Source organism: Streptomyces sp. NPDC008086 (genome assembly GCF_042957325.1).
Taxonomy (GTDB): Bacteria; Actinomycetota; Actinomycetes; order Streptomycetales; family Streptomycetaceae; genus Streptomyces.
The window spans coordinates 31,643-51,949 of record NZ_JBIBIA010000012.1 but is presented as its reverse complement, the minus strand read 5'-3'; the positions used below and the strand labels follow the sequence as shown (position 1 = coordinate 51,949).

Below are 20,307 nucleotides of genomic sequence, written 5' to 3'. Positions count from 1 at the left end.
CGGCCCCGCCCTCAACGGAGAAGAGACCCATGCCCCTGTGGCCCGTCTACACCGGCACCAACGAGCCGCACGACGGCATCACCCGGCTGCCGCCGCCCCCACCCTGGCGGGCCTTCAACGGCGAGCCGGTGCTCGACGCTCTGGACCCGGCCACCGACGCCGACGCCGTCTCCCCGGACCGCACCCACCGCGCCGAGACGTACCAGGCCACGGCACAGACGGTCCAACTGGTCAACGCGGCCCTCTACTTGAGGCGTCCGCTGCTGGTGACGGGCCCGCCCGGCACCGGCAAGTCCTCCTTGGTCTACGCGGTCGCCCGCGAGCTGGGCCTCGGCCCGGTCCTGCGCTGGAACATCACCAGTCGCAGCACGCTCCACGACGGCCTCTACCAGTACGACCCGCTGTCCCGGCTGTACGCGGCCAGGAACGCACCCGCGGCGGGGATCGGCATCGAGGACCACCTCCGTCTCGGCCCGCTCGGCACCGCTCTCCTCCCCTACGCCCGCCCGCGGGCCCTGCTCATCGACGAGATCGACAAGAGCGACCTCGACCTGCCCAACGACCTGCTGAACGTCCTGGAGGAGGGGCAGTACGAGCTCCCCGAGCTGATCCGCGCCGCGCGCGACCACCCCACCGCCGAGGTGCTGATCGACGGCGCCGACCAGCGGGTGGCGGTGAAGGACGGCCGGGTCCGCTGCCGGGCCTTCCCCTTCGTCGTCCTCACCAGCAACGGTGAGCGCGAGTTCCCGCCCGCGTTCCTGCGCCGCTGTGTCACGCTGCGCCTGCGGCAGCCGGACGACCGTCATCTCGCCGACATCGTCCGCGCCCACTTCGACGAGGAGCCCGACGCCTACGCGCAGACGCTGATCAGCCGCTTCCTGTCCCGGATGGGCGGCGGCGACCTGGCCACCGACCAGCTCCTCAACGCGATCTACCTGGCTCGTTCCTCCGGCTTGGCCGTGGAGTCCCTGGACGAGTTGGCCGAGCAGTTGATGCCCTATCTGAGCGAGGCGTCCCCGACCGATGTCTTCTGAGCGCGCCGGCCGACGCCCGCCGCTGGTCCGCCTTGCCGATGTCCTGGCCGAGGCGGGCGGCGGTGTCCGCCCGACCCCGCTCGAACTGGCCGAACTCCTCTGGCTGGCCCGGCACATGGAGCCCGCGGAGCCTACGGAGCCGGCCCCGGAACCCCCGTCCGAGGACGTACGTCCTGCCGCCCCCCGCCCCGACGCCCCCTCGACGACACCGTCGCATCCGCCCGGGCCGCCACGCGCCCGCACCCCGCCCCGGACCACGCCTCCGCGGCCCCCGCGGCCCCCACGGGCCCCGCTCCATCTACCCGCCCCGCACGGCCGACCGACCTCGGCCGCGTCCGCCGTCCCGCACGCCACCCTTCTGGCCCCCGCGCCCCCGATGCTGCGCAACCCGCTGGCCCTGCAGCGCTCCCTGCGCCCGTTGAAGCGCCGTACCGACGCGCCCGACCGACTCGAACTGGACGAGCGGGCCACCGCCGACCGCATCGCCAGGCTGGGCGCCGCCCCCGAGTGGTGGCTGCCGGTGCTGCGCCCGGCGCGGGAGCGGTGGCTGCGGCTGACCCTGGTGTACGACGCCGGCCCTACGATGGCGGTCTGGCGCCCGCTGGTCCGCGAACTGCACACGGTCCTCGCCCAGTCGGGCGTCTTCCGGACGGTCACCCTGCACCGCGCCGATCCCGACAGCACCGTGCGCCCCGGCACCCCGGCCCCCACCGACGGCCGGACGGTCACCCTTCTCGTGAGCGACTGCATGGGTCCGCAATGGCGCCAGGGCCCGGTCGGTACCCGCTGGTTCGCTGTGCTGCGCCGCTGGGCGCGACGAATGCCGCTGGCCGTCGTACAGCCCCTGCCGGAACACCTGTGGCGGGACACCGCCCTGCCCGCCGCCCCCGGTCTGCTGTCGGCGCCGTATCCGGCGGCGCCTTCGGCCTCGCTCACGTTCCTGCCCTACGACGAGCCCGAGGAGGCGGCCGGGGCCCGGGTCGCGGTCCCCGTCCTGGAGCCGGGTCCGGACTGGCTGGCGAACTGGGTCTCGCTGGTCGCGTCAACGGGCGGCCGGGGCTTCCCCGGCGCGGCAGCCCGGCTGAGCGGGCCACCGCCGGCCGACTCGGCCGACCGTACGGACCTCATGGGCCTGTCCCCGGAGGAGCTGGTCCTGCGCTTTCGCGCCACGGCCTCCCCGGAAGCGTTCCGACTGGCCGGCCATCTCGCGCTGGGGCGGCCGGACCTACCGGTCATGCGCCTGCTCCACGCCACCCTCGAACCGCGCCCCCGCCCCCAGCACCTCGCCGAAGTCATCCTCAGCGGCATGCTCACCGGCGTGCCCGGTCCGCCCGGTTCCTACGCGTTCCGGGACGGGGTGCGGGAGCTGCTGCTGCGCAGCCTGCCGCGGACAGCGCGCGTTCGGACGACCGAACTGCTCGCCGATCTCGGCGCGTTGATCGACACCCGGGCAGGACTGGCGCCCGGTGAGTTCCGGGCCCTGGCCCCGGCACCGTCCGGCACCCGGGCCGACGCGGACGGCGATGTGTTCGCCACGGTCGACCCGGAGAGCGTACGGCGGCTGTCCGACGAGTTCGGGCCGGCCGGGGCGACCGCTTCGCAGACCTGGCGGCTTCCCGGAGACCTGATCGCCGCCGGGCGTTACCGTCTGGTCCGGCGTCTGGACGCGATGGGCACGCACTGGCTCGCGTCGGACACCCGAGAGGGCGACGAGCAGGTCATGGTGCGCACCTACCCGCGTCCGCCTCAGTGGTTCCGCGCGAGTTTCCCGGACATCGCCGAGCGGCTCAGCCGGATCCGGCATCCCGGTATCGGCGCGGTCCGGGATTTCGGCATCGAGGACGACGTCCCGTACCTGGTACGCGACTTCATCGACGGCCGTAACCTGCGCAATCGGCTCAGGCACGCACGCCACGGCCTGCCCGGTGACGAACTCCTCGCTCTCGTCCCTCCGCTCGTCGAAGCGGTCGACGCGCTGCACACCCAGGGCCGGCCACACGGTGGGCTGGACACGTCGCATGTCATCATCACCGCGCACGGCCCGGTCCTCTCCTGCCTCGATGCCATGTCCTACGGCACCGGGAGCCGCCAGGACGATCTACGAGCCCTGGGGCACATCGTGCGCACCGCGCACCGGGGTACGGACGGTCCCGACAGTCAGCAACTCCCGCTCCCCCTGGACGACTTGGCCGTACCCGCGTGGCTCTCGGAGGAACTGGACTCGGCTGTCGCGGAGCTCACCTCCGAGGATGCCGACACCCAGCTGCACGGTGTCGAGCGGCTCCTGCGTCTGCCCGCGCTCGGGGCCGCCCACCGCACCGACTTCTCCCTCCTCGGCCCGCTCCGCATCACGCGCGACGGCCGGCCCCTCGCCAAGGGGTCCCCGCAGGAGCAGGCCATGCTGGCCATGCTGCTCCTGCACAACGGCGGCACGCTGAGCCATGCCCAGCTCGTCGAGGGCATCTGGGGCCGGCGTGACGACCCCGCACGTGCGGCGGCTCTCGTGGGGTCGTACGCGTCGCGACTGCACAACGCGCTGGGCCCTGACGTACTGGTGAGACAGTCCGACGGATACGCCCTCCGGGCCGGCGCGGTCTACGTGGACGTGATCGCCTGCCAGCGCCTGGTGGAGCGCGCCAAGGCGGAACGCTCGGCGGGGAACATCGCGTCCGCCCGCGAGGCCACGCAGGAGGCGCTGAGTCTCTGGCGAGGCACCGCTCTGGACGGCATCCCGGGCCCGGCCGCCGACGCCGCCCGCACGCGGCTCCTCCAGCTCCGCCTCTCCCTGTGCGCGACGCGTGCCGAACTCGACCTGGAGGTCGGCGAGTTCGGGCGCGCGGCCGTCGACCTGGCCGGCCTCGTCGACGACCACCCGGCCCGAGAGGACCTGCGTCGCCTCTTCATCACCGCCCTGCGGCGCCAGGGGCGTGTCGAGGAAGCCCTTGAGGTGTACGAGGAGTACGAGCTGTCCGGTGGGCAGAACCCCGAACTGCTGGTCCTGGGGCGGGAGCTGCGTGACGAGTTCGGCGACGTTCCGGACGGCTCGGCGGACGGCCCCGGGGACGAGGAGCTCTCCGGCACGGCCACGGACACCGATATCGCGTACGGCTTCGTCACGGCTCCCGACGAACTGTCCGAGGGCTTCATCCCTGCGGAGGACGACCACCCGAGGCTGCGGGAAGAGCTGTCCGAGGACACTCCGCTCCCCCAGGACCACGTACCGGACAGCCTGTTCGCCGTCGAAGACACTCTGCTGGCCGAGCAGGTCGAGGACGCGTACGACGAGCCCCCGGAGTTCGAGCCCGACGACGAGCCGGAGACCGACCGGTGTGACTGCGCCTGCTTCGAGTTCGTGGACGGCCCGCCGACCGAGGACGCGCGCGACGAACTGCACCGCCTGGTCACGATTCTGCTGGAGGCGAGCGGGCTCGCCGCGGCGGAGTACGTGCTCGGGGACACGGATCGGGGCTTCACGCTGCTGACGCGGCCGTTCGGGGACGCGTCCCCCCTCTTGCGGATCACTGTGGCCGGGCTGGCGGAACTCCTCGGCCGTCTGGAGGGCCGCCGCCTACGGGTCGTGTTCTGGGAGGCGGAGTTCGGGCCCAACATGGGTTTCGGGCAGGACGAGAGTGCGGAGCACGGCGACCGACCGGCCACCGAGGCGGTCGTGGCCGAGCTGAACATGTCCGGGCAGCAGGCGATCATCGCCGTCTCGGAGTTCTGGCACTCCGTGGTGTTCGCGGACAATTCCATCGGCACGGAACGGTTCACGCGGTTGAGACTCGCCCCGGGTTGGTATCGCACCGTCCATCCCGCCGAGGTGCCCGACCCGTCCGCTGCGGCCGTACTGGTCGACATGACGGACGTGCTGCGCACTCCGGCGTTCACCGGCCCGCCCGCAACCGCACCCACGCCCGAAAGGACGGTGGCGGGCCCCTTCCCCATGCCGCGCGACGGGCGGATCCCCCCTCACCCGAATGAAGCCAGGATCGTGCTCCGGCTGCGCGGCGGCGAGCTGGTGCCCGCGGACTTCGCCCTCGTCCATTCGGCACCCGCGCATGTCCGGGCGGGCTGGCAGTACTTCGCGGTCGACCTGACCGAGCGGCGCCTCGCGCCCGAGCAGGTGCCCGGCGTCGAGGTGAGGTGGCGCGTCAGCGACCCCGTGGCGGCCGCCGCCGACGCGGTCCTGGACGTGCCCGGACTGCTCACCGCCACCCTGCTCGGTGCGCGGGGCGCCTACGGCAACGAGCTCAGGGAGGTGCTGGGCACCAAGCGCGTGCCCGGCCACCTCGTGCGCTGGTCCCTACCGACGGTGTTCCGGACCGCCGCGGCCGGCAGGCTCGCGCACTGGACCCGCCCCGCCCGGCCCTATCCGCCGGACCTGATCGTGCGCGCCGACCGGGTGCTGCTCGGCTTCGACGGAGTGCTGGCCCGGCTGTACACGGCGGAGACCGAGAGCCAGGTCCTCAGGGACGTCGCCCGGCTGCTCACGGAGGAGCGCGATCTGGAGGACGCCCTCTCCGGGCGCCCCCTGCCGGGGCGGGAGGACCCGCTGCAGCCGCTGGAACGGGACGCCAACTCCCTCGACATGCTACGGGCGTTCGCGGGACACGAACTGGCCCGGGAGATACGCGTCCGAGTCGACCTGCACGACGTGCGGGCCGCCGACCAAGCGCCGCCCGTCCCCTCCGCCGGCCAGTTGGTCACGGCTCTGCACGCCGGAGGGGCCCAACCGGCCGTGGTGACCGACCGGGCGCGGGAGGCGGCCGTCAGGTATCTGGAGAGGCACCATCTCCTCTCCCACCTGCCCGGCGGTGTGCACGGCCGCGGCACGGATCTCACCCGCCTCATGCCGGACCCGTTCCCCCTCCACCAGGTCCTCGACGAGCTCCAGGTGGACGCCGCCTCCTGCGTGCTGGTCGGTTCCACCGTCGCTGAACTGCTCGCCGCCCGCGCCGTCGGCATGCCCTTCATCGGCGTCTGCATCGACGAACAGACCCGCAGGCGGCTGCGCGAGCAGGACGGCGACGTGCTCCTCGTATCCGGCCTCGGTCTGCTGGTGACGGCCGCTCGGTACCGATGACCGCACAGTGCCGATGCGCCGCGGTATGGCGGACACCACCCCCCATTCAGCCGCACCCCACCCGGCCCCCTCCAAAAGGCGCCCTCCACCTGCAGACCGCACGATCGATGTCAAGGAGACCCGCCGCGCGGCGGCTCCGTGATCACGACCCCACACGTCCCACCCACCCCAAGCGAGGCCCGCCACCCACCCGGCGGACCCATGGTCTGCGTTATCGGGAGGACCCCCCATGACCGCCACGCTGGAGCAGCTCCGCCGCTGCCACTTCGCCGTCGACCTGGGGGCCGCCAGGACCCGCGTCTATGTGCGGGGCGCCGGACTCGTCGTCGACCAGCCCTCCGCCGCGGCCGTCAACACCCGGACCGGCGCCCTCATCGCGGTCGGTGAGTTCGCGGAGCGGATGACCGGCCGCACCCCGGACTACATCCGTGTCGTACGGCCCGTCTCCGGCGGCACCGTCGTCGACATCGAGATGGCCCAGCGCATGCTGCGGCATCTGCTCGGCGACAAGATGCGCCGCGCCCTGCGCCGCAAGCCCTTCCTGCGGGCCGCCGTCTGCACCCCGCACGACGCCGATCCGCTCGCCCAGCGCGCCGCCATCGAGACCCTGGTCGGCCTGGGCGCCCGGCGTGTCGAACTCGTCGACACGCTCATCGCGGCCGCGGTCGGGTGCGGACTGCCCGTCGAGCAGCCCGAGGCCAGCATGATCATGGTGTGCGGGGCGGCCGCGACCGAGATCGCGGTGCTCTCCCTCGGCGCCATCGTCACCGCCGAACGCATCCGCGTCGGCGGCGAGGCCGTGGACCACGCGATCGTGCAGCATCTGCGGCACCAGCACGAGCTGATGCTGCCCGCCCAGAACGTACGCCCGCTGCAGCTCGCCCTGTCCGGCAACGGGCTGACCTCCCAGGGCCCGACCTCGACCGAGATCCACGGCCGCGACATCTGCACCGGCCTCGCCCGTTCCGTCCAGGTGGACACCGCCGCCGTACGGGACGCCATCCAGACCCCGCTCACCGCCGTGCTCGACAGCATCGGCAAGGTGCTGCGCGACTGCCCGCCCGATCTGGTCGCCGACCTGGCCGACCGCGGGATCATGATGGTCGGCGGCAGCGCGCTGCTGCCCGGCTTCGACGAGATGCTGCGGCAGGCCACCAGCATGCCCGTGCATATCGCCGAGCGCCCCGACGTCTGCGCCGTACAGGGTCTCGGCACCATGCTGGAGGGCAGGATCGAGGCCATGAAGCCGGCCCGGGACCTGGACCAGGACGAGGACCAGGACCCTGTCGACTGAGGCGGGCTAGTACGGCAGGATCCGCCCCGAGGGCGTGCGCCGGTCGATCTCGCCCCTGGTGTCGCGGGGAGCGGCGGGCCGGCGGGTGACACGAACGCGAACGTGGGTCTGGCGGTTCATGGCGCCCTCCTCGTATCTCGGGTCCGTTGCGACCAGCCTTCTCTCCGCAACCTTTCGGCACATCGTGCCCACGGAGGCACTTGTCATGCCTCCGTGGGAGGAGCGGATGGGCGCGCGGCTACGTCCCCCGGATGAGACCGCCCCCGGGAGCGGGCCCCCGACCTGCGCTGGACCCGGCCCGGCAACAGGCGCACGCTCTTCTGTAGGGCCCTCAACCCGTACGGAAGTGATCTCGATGGCAGACAAGCAGAAGGACTGGACCGTCCGGATCCGCATCACCGAGGACGGCGACGACACCCGCGCCGAGGCCGTGCTGACCACCGAGGACGCGGCCGGGGACCCCTCGCCCGTCACCGGCCGGGGCGTGGCCCACCGCAACCCGATCGACCGGCCCATCCCGGAGATCGGCGACGAACTCGCCGCCAGCCGCGCCCTGGAGGACCTGGCGATCAGGCTGCACGACATCGCCTCCGACGACATCGTGGAACTGGCCGGCCCGGCCGACCTGGGCGGCAGCCGGGCGTGGGAGCGGCCGTAGGGCCCTCGCGGCTCTCGGAAGCCCTCAGGGTCTGTCCAGCCAGCTGTACCGGCGTTCCGGGCGGCCCGCCTGCCCGTACCGCAGGGACACCTCCGCCTGCCCCGTGCCGCTGAAGTGCTCCAGATAGCGCCGGGCGCTCACCCGTGACACCCCGAGCCGTGCCGCGCACTCCGCGGCGGAGAGACTGCCGTCGGTCGCCCGCAGCTCGCGTTCGATCAGTTCGGCGGTCTCCACGCTCATGCCCTTGGGCAGGGCTGCCGCCGGGGCGGACGGCGCCGCGCCCCGCGCCAGCGCTCGGTCCACGTCGGACTGTCCGCTGACGACCGCCGCGTAGAGGTTGCTGCGCCGCGCCGCGTACCGCTCCAGACGCGCCCGCAGGTCCTCGGCGTCGAACGGCTTCAGCAGATAGTCGACGACCCCCTGGCGTACGGCCCCGCGCACCGCCTCGGACTCGCGTGCCGCGCTGATCACCATGACGTCGCAGTCGTGCCCGGCGGTGCGCAGCCGGGGGATGATCTCCAGCCCGAACATGTCGGGGAGGTAGAGGTCGAGCAGCACCAGGTCCGGTTGCAGCTCGGCGACGGAGGTGAGCGCCTGCTCCCCGCAGTTCGCCGTGCCGATCACCCGGAACCCGTCGACGCCGTCGACGAATCCGCGGTGGATCCGCGCCACCATGAAGTCGTCCTCCACGATCAGCACATCGATCATCGGACCTGCTCCATCGCTCGGTCGGCCGGACGGCCGACGGACATCCGGGCGGTGAACATGGCGCCCGCCGACGTGTTGGCCACCGACACCTCGCCGCCCCGGCGTTTGCACACCAGCCGGGTCAGGGCCAGGCCGATCCCCCGGTCGCCGCCCTGTGCGGCCTTGGTGGTGAACCCGTGCAGGAACACCTCCTGCGCCAGCTCGGGCGCCACGCCCGGCCCCGAGTCCCGTACGACGATCTCCACGCTGGAGGCGTCCTGGCGCAGCTCCACCTCCACCCAGGCCTCGGGGTCGCCGTCCTCCGCCCGGGAGCCGCTCGCGGCCGCGTCGACCGCGTTGTCCACGAGGTTGCCGAGGACGGTCGCCACGTCCGCTGAGTCCGTCGGCTCCAGCCGGTCCAGTGCGGTGCGCTCGGAGATCCTCAGCCGTACCTTGCGCTCGGCGGCCAGCGCCGACTTGGCCATGAGCAGGGCGGCGACGGCCCGGTCGCGGACCCGGCTGGTGAGGTTCAGGTCCAGCGACTCGCGGTGTTTGCGCAGGGCGCGGACGTACCGTACGACCTCGTCGTGCTCGCCGATCTGGATGAGCCCGGAGATGGTGTGCAGCTGGTTGGAGAACTCGTGGGCCTGGGCGCGCAGCAGCTCCGTGGTGCTGCGGAAGGAGCCCAACTCCCGTTCCATCTGGGCAAGTTCGGTGCGGTCCCGCAGGGTGGTGACGGAGCCGAGGCGGCGGCCGTCCTTGGTGACGTCCATCCGGTTCATCACGAGGACCCGGCCGCGGCGTATGACGACCTCGTCCCGGGGCGCGGGATCGCCGGGCTCGCCCTCGCGCGGGGGGCCGGCCAGGACGTCGTAGAGCCGTCCCTCGATGCCGAGGTCGGCCAGGCTCATCCCGACGCAGTTCTCGGGCAGGTCCAGCAGTCCGCGGCCGACGGCGTTGACGAGCGTGAGGCGCTGCTGCGGGTCGAGGGCGACCACGCCCTCGGCGATCCCGAAGAGCATCGCCTCGCGGTGTTCGGCGAGCCCGGCGATCTCGCGCGGCTCCATGCCGAAGGTCTGGCGTTTGATCCGCCGGGCCAGCAGCCAGGAGCCGGCGATCCCGAGGACGCTGGCGACGCCGAGGTAGACGAGCAGATAGGACGAGGCGCCCACGAGCCGCTGCCAGACCGACGGCGAGGCCCGGCCGATCATCACGGTGCCCAGGTGGTCCCCCGCGTTGCGGTCCTCCGAGCCGAGGACCGGCGCCTGCGCCACCAGCTCGGTGACGCCGTTGACCGGCAGCTCGCCGGACCAGCCGCGGCCCTCGGTGATCTGCGGGCCGTCGGACGGCATCCGGGTGCCGACGAGGGTGGGGTTGGTCGAGGCGACGATCTCGCCGCCGGCGTTCGAGACCGTGGCGGAGGTGACGCCGGACCGGGTGAGGGTGGACTGCAGGAGCGGCGCGAGCATCTCGGCGGGGGCGGGCCGCACCAGCTGGTTGCGGACCAGCGGGTTGCCCGCCAGCTCCTCGGCGAGCGCGGTCACCCGGCGTCCCTCGACCCGGTCGAAGGTCGCCTTCGACTGTGCCAGGGACACCGCGGCCACGGCGGCCAGCACGATCACGACAATGGCGAGCTGCCATACGAGCAGCTCACCGGCGAGCGTCTGGCTCCGTTTGTGCCGTGCCGTTATGACCACTATGAACTCAACCTTCAATGGTCACAGAACCGAGACGGGGTGTCTCAGGAATCGCACAATCATGGCGCCGGATCGGGCCGAGCGAAAGAGATGAGCCATGAGAACTCGACGAGCCGCAGTTGTCGGAGCTCTTGCCGCCGTGTCGATGGTCGCGGTCAGCGCCTGTGGCGCCACCGCCGACAAGGGGGAAGGCAGTGGGGGCGGGGACGGCAAGCCCGTGACGGGGCTGCGCCTCATGGTCCCGAACACCCCGGGCAGCGGCTATGACCTCACCGCCCGCACCGTCACCCAGGTCATGCAGGACACCGACGTCGCCTCCGGCGTCCAGGTGTTCAACCTGCCCGGCGCCAGCGGCACCGTGGGCCTGCAGCGCCTGGTGAACGAGAAGGGCAACGGCAAGATGGCCATGCAGATGGGCCTCGGTGTCGTCGGAGCCTCGTACACCTCCAAGTCCGAGGCGACCCTCACGGACACCACGCCGATCGCCAAGCTGATCGAGGAGGCCGGCGCGATCGTCGTGCCGAAGAACTCGCCGTACAAGACGATGGACGACCTCGTCACCGCCTGGAAGGAGAACCCGAAGAAGCTCGCCGTGGGCGGCGGTTCGACGGCGGGCGGGCCCGACCACCTCCTCCCGATGCAGCTGGCGAAGGCCGTCGGCATCAAGCCGAAGGACGTCAACTTCGTCTCGTACGACGGCGGCGGCGAGCTGCTGCCGGCCATCCTCGGCAACAAGATCGCCTTCGGGGCGAGCGGGTTCGGTGAGTTCCTGGACCAGATCGAGGCCGGCCAGGTGCGCGTCCTCGCGGTGACCAGCGAGAAGCCGATCGACGCGCTCAAGGACGCCCCCACGCTCAAGGACCAGGGCATCGATCTGGTCTTCACCAACTGGCGCGGCATCGTGGCCCCTCCGGGCATCACCGCCGAGCAGAAGAAGACCTGGATCGACTCGCTGACGAAGATGCACGACTCCGACGAGTGGAAGGCGCAGCTGGAGAAGAACGGCTGGGTCGACTCCTTCGTCACCGGCGACGAGTTCGGCACCTATCTCGCCGAGCAGGACAAGGCGGTCGCCGACATCCTGGCCGAGCTCGGTCTCGCATGAGCTCCCAGGTGAAGGACGAACGGACCGTGGAGGACTCCCCTCCGCCGCGGGAGGGCGGGGACCGCGCGCAGTACGGCGTGTGCGTGTTCCTCGCCCTGCTGGGCACCGCCGTGATCGTGGACGCCCTCGGCATCCCGCACATCACCAGCGGCACCGACCCGGTCGGCCCGCGCGCGGTCCCGCTGCTGCTCGGCGGCCTGCTGGTGCTGCTCGCGGCGCTGTACGCCGTGGACGTGGCGCGGGGCGGCCGCGGTGAGCCGGAGGGCGGCGAGGACGTCGACCTGACGAGCGGCAGCGACTGGCGGACCGTCCTGCTGCTGATCGCGGTGTTCGTGGCGAACGCGCTGCTCATCGAGCGGCTCGGCTGGGTGATCAGCGGGGCGCTGCTCTTCTGGGGCACGGCGTTCGCGCTCGGCAACCGCCACTACTTCCGCAACCTGCTGATCGCGGTGACGCTCGCCCTGACGACGTTCTACGCGTTCGCGATCGGCCTCGGCGTGAACCTCCCCGCCGGTGTCCTGCAAGGAATCCTGTGAGGCCTGGCCCGTGACGGACAACCTGAACAACCTGATGCAGGGCTTCGCGGACGTCATGGATCCGCTGAACCTGCTGCTCGCCCTGGTCGGCGTCGTCATCGGCACCGCGGTGGGCGTCCTGCCGGGCATCGGCCCGGCGATGACGGTGGCCCTGCTGCTGCCGGTCACCTACGGCATGGAGCCGGTGCAGGCGTTCATCATGTTCGCCGGCATCTTCTACGGCGGCATGTACGGCGGCTCGACGACCTCGATCCTGCTGAACACCCCCGGCGAGTCCTCGTCCGTGGTCACCGCCATCGAGGGCAACAAGATGGCGAAGGCGGGCCGGGCTGCCCAGGCCCTGGCCACGGCGGCGATCGGCTCGTTCGTGGCGGGCACCATCGGCACGCTGTTGCTGGTCCTGATCACGCCGTTCGTGGTCGACTTCGCGGTCAGCCTGGGCGCCCCCGACTACTTCGCGCTGATGCTGCTGGCCTTCATAGCCGTGACGTCGGTACTGGGCTCGTCCCGTGTCCGCGGCTTCATATCGCTGCTGCTGGGCCTGACGATCGGCCTGGTCGGCATCGACTCGGTCTCCGGCCAGCAGCGGCTGACCCTCGGCATACCGCAGCTGGCCGACGGCATCGACGTCGTCGTGGTCGCGGTCGGCATCTTCGCGGTCGGCGAGGCGCTGTGGGTGGCCGCGCATCTGCGGCGCAAGCCGGCCGAGGTGATCCCGGTGGGCCGCCCGTGGATGGGCAGGAAGGACTGGAAGCGGTCCTGGAAGCCCTGGCTGCGCGGCACGGCCTTCGGCTTCCCGTTCGGCGCGCTGCCGGCCGGCGGCGCGGAGATCCCGACCTTCCTGTCGTACGCCACGGAGAAGCGGCTCACCAAGCACCCCGAGGAGTTCGGCAAGGGCGCGATCGAGGGCGTGGCCGGTCCCGAGGCCGCGAACAACGCGTCGGCGGCGGGCACCCTGGTGCCCATGCTGGCGATCGGCCTGCCCACGAACGCCACGGCGGCCGTGATGCTCGCGGCCTTCCAGTCGTACGGCATCCAGCCCGGCCCGCTGCTCTTCGAACGCGAGGCGAGCCTGGTCTGGGTCCTGATCGCGAGCCTGTTCATCGGCAACCTGCTCCTGCTGCTGCTGAACCTCCCGCTGGCCCCGGCGTGGGCGAAGCTGCTGCAGATCCCGCGGCCGTACCTGTACGCGGGGATCCTGTTCTTCGCGTCGATGGGCGCGTACGCCGTCAACGCCCAGCCCCTCGACCTGTTTCTCCTCCTCACCCTGGGCCTCCTCGGCTTCGCCATGCGGCGTTTCGGGCTGCCGGTGCTGCCGCTGATCGTCGGGGTGATCCTGGGTCCGCGGGCGGAGTTGCAGGGCCGGCGCTCCCTTCAGCTGTCCGGCGGCGAGTTGTCGGGTTTGGTGGGCGGCCCGGTGTCGTACTCGGTCTACGCGGTGATCGTGCTGGTCCTGCTGTGGCCGCTGGTTCGCCGTTTCGTGGTAAGCCCCTTGCGTGCGCGAAACGCCGCCGCCTGAGACGTCTGGAGTGCTGAGATGACCATCCTGGTCGGCTACGTCCCCTCCCCCGAGGGCGAGGCTGCCCTACGGGCGGGGATCGACGAGGCCCGCCGCCGCGGCGAGAAACTGCTGGTGGTGAACACGACCAGGGGTGATGCCCTGGTGGATCCGCGCTTCGCCCAGGAGCCCGATCTGACTCATGTGCGCGAGGACCTCGCGGCCCTGGGCGTCGACTTCGACATCCGTCAGGTCCTCGGCGCCCGTGACGCCGCGGCGGAGATCATCGACCTGGTGGAGCAGACGGACGCGTCCCTGGTGGTGATCGGCCTGCGCAAGCGCAGTGCCGTCGGCAAACTGATCATGGGGTCCGCGGCCCAGCAGATCCTGCTAGGGGTGGACTGTCCGGTCCTCGCCGTGAAGGCGGCGGGGTGAGGTGACGACGATGCTGCGAACCTTCGGCTGGTCGTTCGCCATCACGGTGGTCGGCCTGACCTTCGCCGCGTGGCAGTGGGGCTGGGAGGCCTTCGGGATCGTCCTGATCCTCTCGATCCTGGAGATCTCCCTCTCCTTCGACAACGCGGTCGTCAACGCCGGGATCCTGAAGAAGATGAACGCCTTCTGGCAGAAGATCTTCCTCACGGTCGGCATTCTGATCGCCGTGTTCGGGATGCGGCTGGTCTTCCCGGTGGTGATCGTCGCGATCAGCGCCAAGGTGGGGCCCGTGGAGGCGGTCCAGCTCGCCCTCGACGACCCCGACCGCTACCAGGACCTGGTCACCGACGCCCACCCGGCGATCGCCGCCTTCGGTGGCATGTTCCTGTTGATGATCTTCCTCGACTTCATCCTCGAGGACCGTGACATCAAGTGGCTGACCTGGCTGGAACGGCCGCTCGCCAAGCTCGGCAGGATCGACATGCTGTCGGTCTGCGTCGCCCTCGTCGCCCTGCTGGTGACGGCGATGACCTTCGCCACCCACGCCCACGTCAGCACGGGGCACGCGGACAAGGCGGCCACGGTGCTGCTGTCCGGGGTGGCGGGCCTGATCACGTATCTCGTCGTCGGCGGCCTCTCGTCGCACTTCGAGGAACGGATCGAGGAAGAGGAGGAGCAGGAGGAGGCGGCGGAGAAGAAGGCCAGGGCGGAAGGCAGGCCGGTCTCGTCGGTCGCCCTCGCCGGCAAGGCCGCGTTCTTCCTCTTCCTCTACCTGGAGGTCCTGGACGCGTCCTTCTCCTTCGACGGCGTGATCGGCGCCTTCGCCATCACCAACCACATCTTCTGGATGGCGCTCGGCCTGGGCATCGGCGCGATGTACGTCCGTTCGCTGACGGTCTACCTGGTCCGCCAGGGCACCCTCGACGACTACGTCTACCTCGAACACGGCGCCCACTACGCCATCGGCGCCCTCGCCGCGATCCTCCTGGTCACCATCCAGCACCAGATCAGCGAGATCATCACCGGCCTGATCGGCGTCGTCCTGATCACCGCGTCCTTCCTGGCCTCCGTCCGCCGCAACAGGGTGCTGGCGGCGCAGGAGGCGGACGGGAAGCCGCAGGAGGAGAAGGGGGAGGTGCGGTCGGGGGCGTGACGAGCGGCTCACGCCGGCCGGGGTGCCGAGGGTGCCAGGGGTGCCCCGCCCGGTCCCCCGGGACGGGCTCGGCTGCGGCGTGCGCGTGATCTGCGGTGGACGTGGTCTGCGACATAGGCGTTTTCGCCCGATTATGGCTAGCTGGATGTGCTTGCCTCGCGCACAGCGTCGCGTCATCGGGCGCGTTGTCCTGTCGTTCCTCCGCCTGGGAGACCCATGCGTCTGCGCGTACCCTCCGCTCCGCGAGACCCCTCCACCCCCCGGATCGCCTCGATTCCGTCGATCGTCCTGGCCGGCGGCGCCCTGGCCGTCGGTGTCGGCGGCCTCTACCTGGCCGGGCTGCTGCTGGCGGGAGGGGACATAGACGCCGGTACGACCGTACGCGGGGTGGACATCGGCGGGCTGAGCCGTACGGAGGCCATCCGGAAGCTGGAGGAGCGGCTGGGGTCGGCCGGCGCGCGGGACCTCACGGTGACCGTCGGTGACCGCGAGGGCGCGGTCGATCCGCGGCAGGCCGGCCTCACCTTCGACTTCGCCGGGACCGTCGACCGGGCGGCGCGGACCCACGCCGCCGATCCGTTCACCGTGATCGGCGGGCTGTTCCGCACGGGCGGCCCCGTCCAGCCCGTCGTACGCGTCGACGAGGACAAGGCGCACGCCGCCCTGAAGAGGGTGGCGAAGTCACTCGATCAGAAGGTCCGCGACGGCGCCGTCGGCTTCGCGGACGGCGAGGTCCGCCGGATCGCCCCGCACAACGGCTACGCGCTGGACACGGACGCCGCCGTGGCCCCGCTGCGTGACGCCTTCGTGCGCGGCGACGCGGGAGCCGTCACGGACCTGCCCGTGCGGGAGACGAAACCCGAGGTCACGGCGGCGGAGGTACGACGGGCGGTACGCGACTTCGCCGAGCCGGCGATGTCGGGTCCGATCAGGCTGGAGGCGGCCGACCGGCGGTTCACGCTCTCCCCGGACGACCTCGGCGCGTACCTGACGATGCGGCCGGACGCCAAGGGCCGGCTCACCCCGAAGCTCGACGCCGAGGGCCTGCGCGCCTCGCCCGTCGTGGCCCGCAACCTGTTCGGCCTGCCCGCCGAGCCCCGTAACGCCACGTTGCGTCTGGTCGGCGACCAGGTCGTGGCGGCCGACGACGCCAGGCCCGGCGTACGGATCACGGACGACGCGCTGGGCGCGGCCGTCATGCCCCTGCTGACCAAGTCGGGAGCCGCCCGCACCGGCGAGGTGGCCGCGCGGGTGCTCCAGCCGCAGGTGACCGATGACAACGCCGCGCGGCTGGGGCTGCGGGAGAAGATGTCGTCCTTCACGGTCAACTTCGAAGCGGCGCCGTACCGCACCCGGAACATCGGCCGGGCGGTGGAGCTCATCAACGGCTCGGTCGTCATGCCGGGCAAGACCTGGAGCTTCAACCGCACCGTGGGCGAACGCACCGAGGCCAACGGCTTCGTCGACGGCATCATGATCCTCAACGACGAGTTCACCAAGGCCCCCGGCGGCGGTGTCTCCGCCGTGGCCACGACCGTGTTCAACGCGATGTTCTTCGCCGGGGTCAAGCCCGTGGAGTACGGCGCCCACTCCTTCTACATCGAGCGCTACCCGGAGGGCCGCGAGGCCACGGTCGCCTGGGGCAGCCTGGACCTGCGCTTCAACAACGACTCCGGCAACGCGATCTACATCCAGGCCGAGTCCACCGACACCTCCGTGACCATCACGTTCCTCGGCACCAAGAAGTACGACGAGATCGGCTCCGTCACCGGGCCGCGCACCAACGTCAAACAGCCCGAGAAGAAGGTGAACGCCGACGAACAGTGCGTCCCCCAGACCCCGCTGGAGGGCTTCGACGTCACCGTCCAGCGCGTCTTCGTCAGCGACGGCCGAGAGGTCGGACGGGAGCCGTTCCGCACGCACTACACGCCGCGCGACGAGATCGTGTGCGAGTGATCCCTCGGCCGACCGCGTACGATCCGCGGTCAGCTGGCCACGGCCGAGGCCCACAGCGGGGTGTAGCCGGTGGTCGCGGACGGGTTCTTGGGGCGGGGCATCCGTACCAGGTGGTCGTCGGTGCTCGCGTTGAGGATCTCTGCTTGCAGCCGCTGCAGTTCCTCGGAGGGCTCCAGGCCCAGTTCCCGCCTGAGTACGGAGTAGAGGTTCTGGTAGGCCTGGAGGGCTTCCGCGCGGCGCCCGGCGCGGTGGAGTGCGGAGATGAGCCGACCGTGGAACCACTCGTGCAGCGGGTGGTCGTTGACCAGGATGCGCAGCTCCGGGAGGACCTCCCGGTAGCGGCCCAGCTGGAATTCGGTTTCCACGCGCAGTTCGAGTGCCCGGATTCTGAGTTCTTCCATATGGGCTATTCGGCCGGTGAGCACCCCGGCGATGGGCACATTGCTGAGCATCGGGCCGTGCCACAGCGCGCGGGCCCGGTCCAGATGGGCGGCGGCCTTTTCGGGTGCGCCCTGGTGGAGTTCCTGTTGGGCGTCCCGCACGAGTTCTTCGAAGACACAGGCGTCCACTTCGTCGCGGGTGATGTCGAGGAAATAGCCCGGGGCCTGAGTGAGCAGCAGCCTTCTCTCTCCGCGGACCACTCGTGCGTCATGCAGCATCCGGCGGGCGTGGTAGACGTGCGTCTGGAGGGTGCGTGGTGCACCGCTCGGCGGGTCTTCTCCCCAGAGCTCACGGACCAGCGTGTCCGTGGCGACGGCTTCGCGTGACTGGAGTGCCAGCACCGCGAGCATCTGACAGATCTTTGGTGCCTTCGGAGCGAACGTGTCGCCTTCATCGGTCGTGATCCGGAAAGGGCCGATGAGGTGGAACTGCACTGGTCACACGCTCCTTCCGCCGCCGTCAGGCGTCTGGTTTCGGTGCCTGGCTGGTCGATCCAGACAGCTTTGACGGTAAGGAGTGGAGGGCTGTGAGTCTTCTGTGGCGGACCGAGAGTGTCACATTACCGGACGGTAGGTCTGTTCATGTGGAGCACGTCACTTTCGAGCCGCGAGAGGAGCGCCGGAGAGCACCGGGGCACTTTCCAGGGCGACGGCCAGGTGGGCGGCGGAGGCCAGGGTGACGTGCCGGTGCCAGCCGGGGAAGGAGCGCCCGGCGAAGTCCCGTATCCCCACCTTGTCCGCGATCGAGTTGAAGTCGCGCGCGACGACCAACGGCAGCACGGTCAGCCGCAGGACCATCGGCAGCGACTGGACGCCCCCGCCGACCAGCCACAGCTTCCCGGGTCTGGCCACTGCTTTAGGCCACTCGCCCACCAGGGTCATGCCACCGCCGCCGGCGGTCGCCACGGCGGCCGTGACGGGTATCGCCACGGCTGTCGTGGGGCGCTCCCCCGAGTTGATCTGCTGCCGCAGGCTGACGAGGGAGGAGGCCAACTCCGCGGCCGTACGCACCCGATCGCCGTACTTCGGCAGCTTCGACCGGTCGATGCGCAGCTGTTCCTGAGGGTCGACCCGCACGACGAAGGGGACGCCGGCGGAGGCGAGGTGCCGGGCCAGGGCCACCGCGTCGATACCGTCGACGTCCACCACGACCGGCCCGCGCTGGACTCCGGCGATACCCGTGACAGCGTCCACGGACTCGCGTACGCACTCGTCGAGGGTGTCGGCCGTGACCCCGGCGGGGATGCCGGCCCGCTGCCGGAGGGGGTTGCTGAGCCAGCGGCCGGACAGCCGCAGCCGCCAGTCGACGGGAACCGCGGTGCGGCCGGACACCAGCCACGCCCCGATGGCCTGCTGACCGGTGACGGACTGCCCCATGTGCGGCAGGAAGTGCTGGTCGACGCCGATCGAGTGCGAGCCGACCTTGGGGATCATCGTGGACCTGACGACCCAGGCCTCCGGAGCCAGGTGCCGCTGCGTGTACCGGGCCAGGTCATGGCGCACCGGCGTCCATTCCCAGGGCGACTCGCTGATGAAGTGGTGGACGCTCTGCTGCGCCGCGCCGCCCTCGAACTGGGCGGCGATGGTGCGCAGCGTCTTGCGTCCCGGTGCGGTCAGCAGGCCGCGCACATAGCGCTCGGCCTTGAGTCGCTGACCGCTGCGCTGCAGGGATCCGAAGAGTTGAGCACCGAGTTCTTCCAGCTGGGATTCGCAGGACGAATCCAGGTGTGTGCAGACGGGTTTGAGCAGGCTCAGACGCACGGATCCCCCTGTTGACGTCGGTCATGCGATCGACGAGGTGCGGCGTAACGCGCGCACCCGCTCGTCCACTCTTACACAAACAGACACTCGGTCCGGTTTCTTTGCGCGAAGACCGACCTCAGCCGTTGCGGGGGGCACGGACGCCTTCAGGGCCGTGACCGCCGCGTCAGGACGACGCGACGGGGACGGGCCCAGCGTCGGCCGACCGGGCCGCCGCCAGCAGGTGTTCGGCCCGGTAGCTGGAGATGTCCAGCTTGGCCAGTACCTCGGCCGGCACGATGCTGGGCAGCAGCAGGGCGAACAGAGCCGACACCTCTTCCGACAGATCCTGCTCGGGCTGCGTCACGGTGACCAACTGGACGCCGGTCCACGCCCCGACCACGAGCCGGGCGATCTGCGCCGGATCGATGTGGAAGTGCAGTTCACCCCGTTCTTTGGCCTCCGTGAGCAGCTCCGTCGACACGGTGATCCAGTCCGGCCAGCGCGTGCCGAAGAGCGAGCGCGCCTTGGGGTCGACCGACAGCTGTATCGAGGCGCTGAGCACGGGCTCCCTGGGGACGCGGTAGGCAAGGAGGAGCGCCAGGTCCACCCATTCCTGCATCTTCAGGGCCTGGGGCACGACTCCTTCCCTGGTCACGGCCTCGTCGAGCACGGCACGGGCCAGCTGCTCCTTGGAGGTGAAGTGGAAGTACAGGCCGCCCCGGGTGAGTTGGATCCGCTCGATGAGCATGCCGATCGTGCTGGCCTCGTACCCCAGCTCGTTGAACATCTGAGAGGCGGCTTCGAGGATGGCTCTGCGTGTGCGGATCGCGCGTTCCTGCCTGGCCACTCACATCACCATGACCTTTCCTTTACTAGTGCTTGAGCTCACACTTACTCAACCTCCAAAACCGGACGAGGGGCCGGTACTTTAGCAACGCAACTCATGTAGCTGCCTTGCAGGCCAGATCCAAGGGGGAGATCTTGCCCG

General features: G+C 71.0%; 15 protein-coding genes. 10 read left to right on the top strand and 5 right to left on the bottom strand.

Going from position 1 to position 20,307, the window contains the following annotated elements:
- The first annotated feature begins 29 nt into the window (after nt 1–29).
- The 4 genes from ACFZBP_RS35765 (at nt 30) to ACFZBP_RS35750 (ending at nt 8,069) form a co-directional block, all read left to right on the top strand.
- On the top strand, nt 30–1,034 hold the full coding sequence (locus ACFZBP_RS35765; protein WP_383450237.1) for an AAA family ATPase: 1,005 nt from the start codon (nt 30–32) through the stop codon (nt 1,032–1,034).
- Nucleotides 1,024–6,117, top strand: a complete 5,094-nt coding sequence (locus ACFZBP_RS35760; RefSeq protein ID WP_391419556.1) for an SAV_2336 N-terminal domain-related protein — start codon at nt 1,024–1,026, stop codon at nt 6,115–6,117. The genes ACFZBP_RS35765 and ACFZBP_RS35760 overlap by 11 nt, the downstream gene beginning before the upstream one ends.
- 229 nt (nt 6,118–6,346) lie before the next feature.
- On the top strand, nt 6,347–7,411 hold the full coding sequence (locus tag ACFZBP_RS35755) for a rod shape-determining protein MreB (protein ID WP_391419554.1): 1,065 nt from the start codon (nt 6,347–6,349) through the stop codon (nt 7,409–7,411).
- Between the two features lie 355 nt (nt 7,412–7,766).
- On the top strand, nt 7,767–8,069 hold the full coding sequence (locus ACFZBP_RS35750; RefSeq protein WP_383450232.1) for a dsRBD fold-containing protein: 303 nt from the start codon (nt 7,767–7,769) through the stop codon (nt 8,067–8,069).
- Nucleotides 8,070–8,093: 24 nt separating this feature from the next.
- On the opposite strand, the gene ACFZBP_RS35745 is transcribed toward ACFZBP_RS35750, so the two are convergent.
- Nucleotides 8,094–8,777, bottom strand: a complete 684-nt coding sequence (locus ACFZBP_RS35745; protein ID WP_383450230.1) for a response regulator — start codon at nt 8,775–8,777, stop codon at nt 8,094–8,096.
- Nucleotides 8,774–10,453: an ATP-binding protein gene (locus ACFZBP_RS35740; RefSeq protein ID WP_383450228.1), complete on the bottom strand. Its 1,680-nt coding sequence runs from the start codon at nt 10,451–10,453 to the stop codon at nt 8,774–8,776. Before ACFZBP_RS35740 ends, ACFZBP_RS35745 begins: the two co-directional genes overlap by 4 nt.
- A 145-nt stretch (nt 10,454–10,598) precedes the next feature.
- On the opposite strand from ACFZBP_RS35740, the gene ACFZBP_RS35735 reads away from it, so the two are divergent.
- From ACFZBP_RS35735 to ACFZBP_RS35710, 6 genes are all read left to right on the top strand, one after another.
- Nucleotides 10,599–11,558 (top strand): tripartite tricarboxylate transporter substrate-binding protein, encoded by a 960-nt coding sequence (locus ACFZBP_RS35735; protein ID WP_391419767.1) that lies wholly within the window; start codon nt 10,599–10,601, stop codon nt 11,556–11,558.
- A complete protein-coding gene (locus ACFZBP_RS35730; protein ID WP_391419550.1) occupies nt 11,555–12,094 on the top strand; it encodes a tripartite tricarboxylate transporter TctB family protein in 540 nt (179 codons plus the stop codon). Before ACFZBP_RS35735 ends, ACFZBP_RS35730 begins: the two co-directional genes overlap by 4 nt.
- A 34-nt stretch (nt 12,095–12,128) precedes the next feature.
- A complete protein-coding gene (locus ACFZBP_RS35725) occupies nt 12,129–13,613 on the top strand; it encodes a tripartite tricarboxylate transporter permease (RefSeq protein ID WP_383450828.1) in 1,485 nt (494 codons plus the stop codon).
- 18 nt (nt 13,614–13,631) lie between these two features.
- Nucleotides 13,632–14,027 carry a universal stress protein gene (locus tag ACFZBP_RS35720; RefSeq protein WP_062724219.1) on the top strand — a complete coding sequence of 132 codons (396 nt, stop codon included), beginning with the start codon at nt 13,632–13,634 and terminating at the stop codon, nt 14,025–14,027.
- Between the two features lie 10 nt (nt 14,028–14,037).
- Nucleotides 14,038–15,180, top strand: coding sequence for a DUF475 domain-containing protein (locus ACFZBP_RS35715; RefSeq protein ID WP_391419547.1), 1,143 nt, complete (start codon nt 14,038–14,040; stop codon nt 15,178–15,180).
- Nucleotides 15,181–15,396: 216 nt separating this feature from the next.
- Nucleotides 15,397–17,136: a VanW family protein gene (locus tag ACFZBP_RS35710; protein WP_391419545.1), complete on the top strand. Its 1,740-nt coding sequence runs from the start codon at nt 15,397–15,399 to the stop codon at nt 17,134–17,136.
- Between the two features lie 29 nt (nt 17,137–17,165).
- Here ACFZBP_RS35710 and ACFZBP_RS35705 read toward each other — a convergent pair whose 3' ends face one another.
- From ACFZBP_RS35705 to ACFZBP_RS35695, 3 genes are all read right to left on the bottom strand, one after another.
- Entirely contained in the window at nt 17,166–18,011 is an 846-nt protein-coding gene (locus tag ACFZBP_RS35705; protein ID WP_391419543.1) for a BTAD domain-containing putative transcriptional regulator, read from the bottom strand.
- Nucleotides 18,012–18,170: 159 nt separating this feature from the next.
- Complete coding sequence (locus ACFZBP_RS35700; protein WP_383450218.1) at nt 18,171–19,337, bottom strand: IS701 family transposase; 1,167 nt, start codon at nt 19,335–19,337, stop codon at nt 18,171–18,173.
- 166 nt (nt 19,338–19,503) lie between these two features.
- Nucleotides 19,504–20,166 (bottom strand): ScbR family autoregulator-binding transcription factor, encoded by a 663-nt coding sequence (locus tag ACFZBP_RS35695; protein WP_383450217.1) that lies wholly within the window; start codon nt 20,164–20,166, stop codon nt 19,504–19,506.
- Nucleotides 20,167–20,307: the final 141 nt, after the last annotated feature.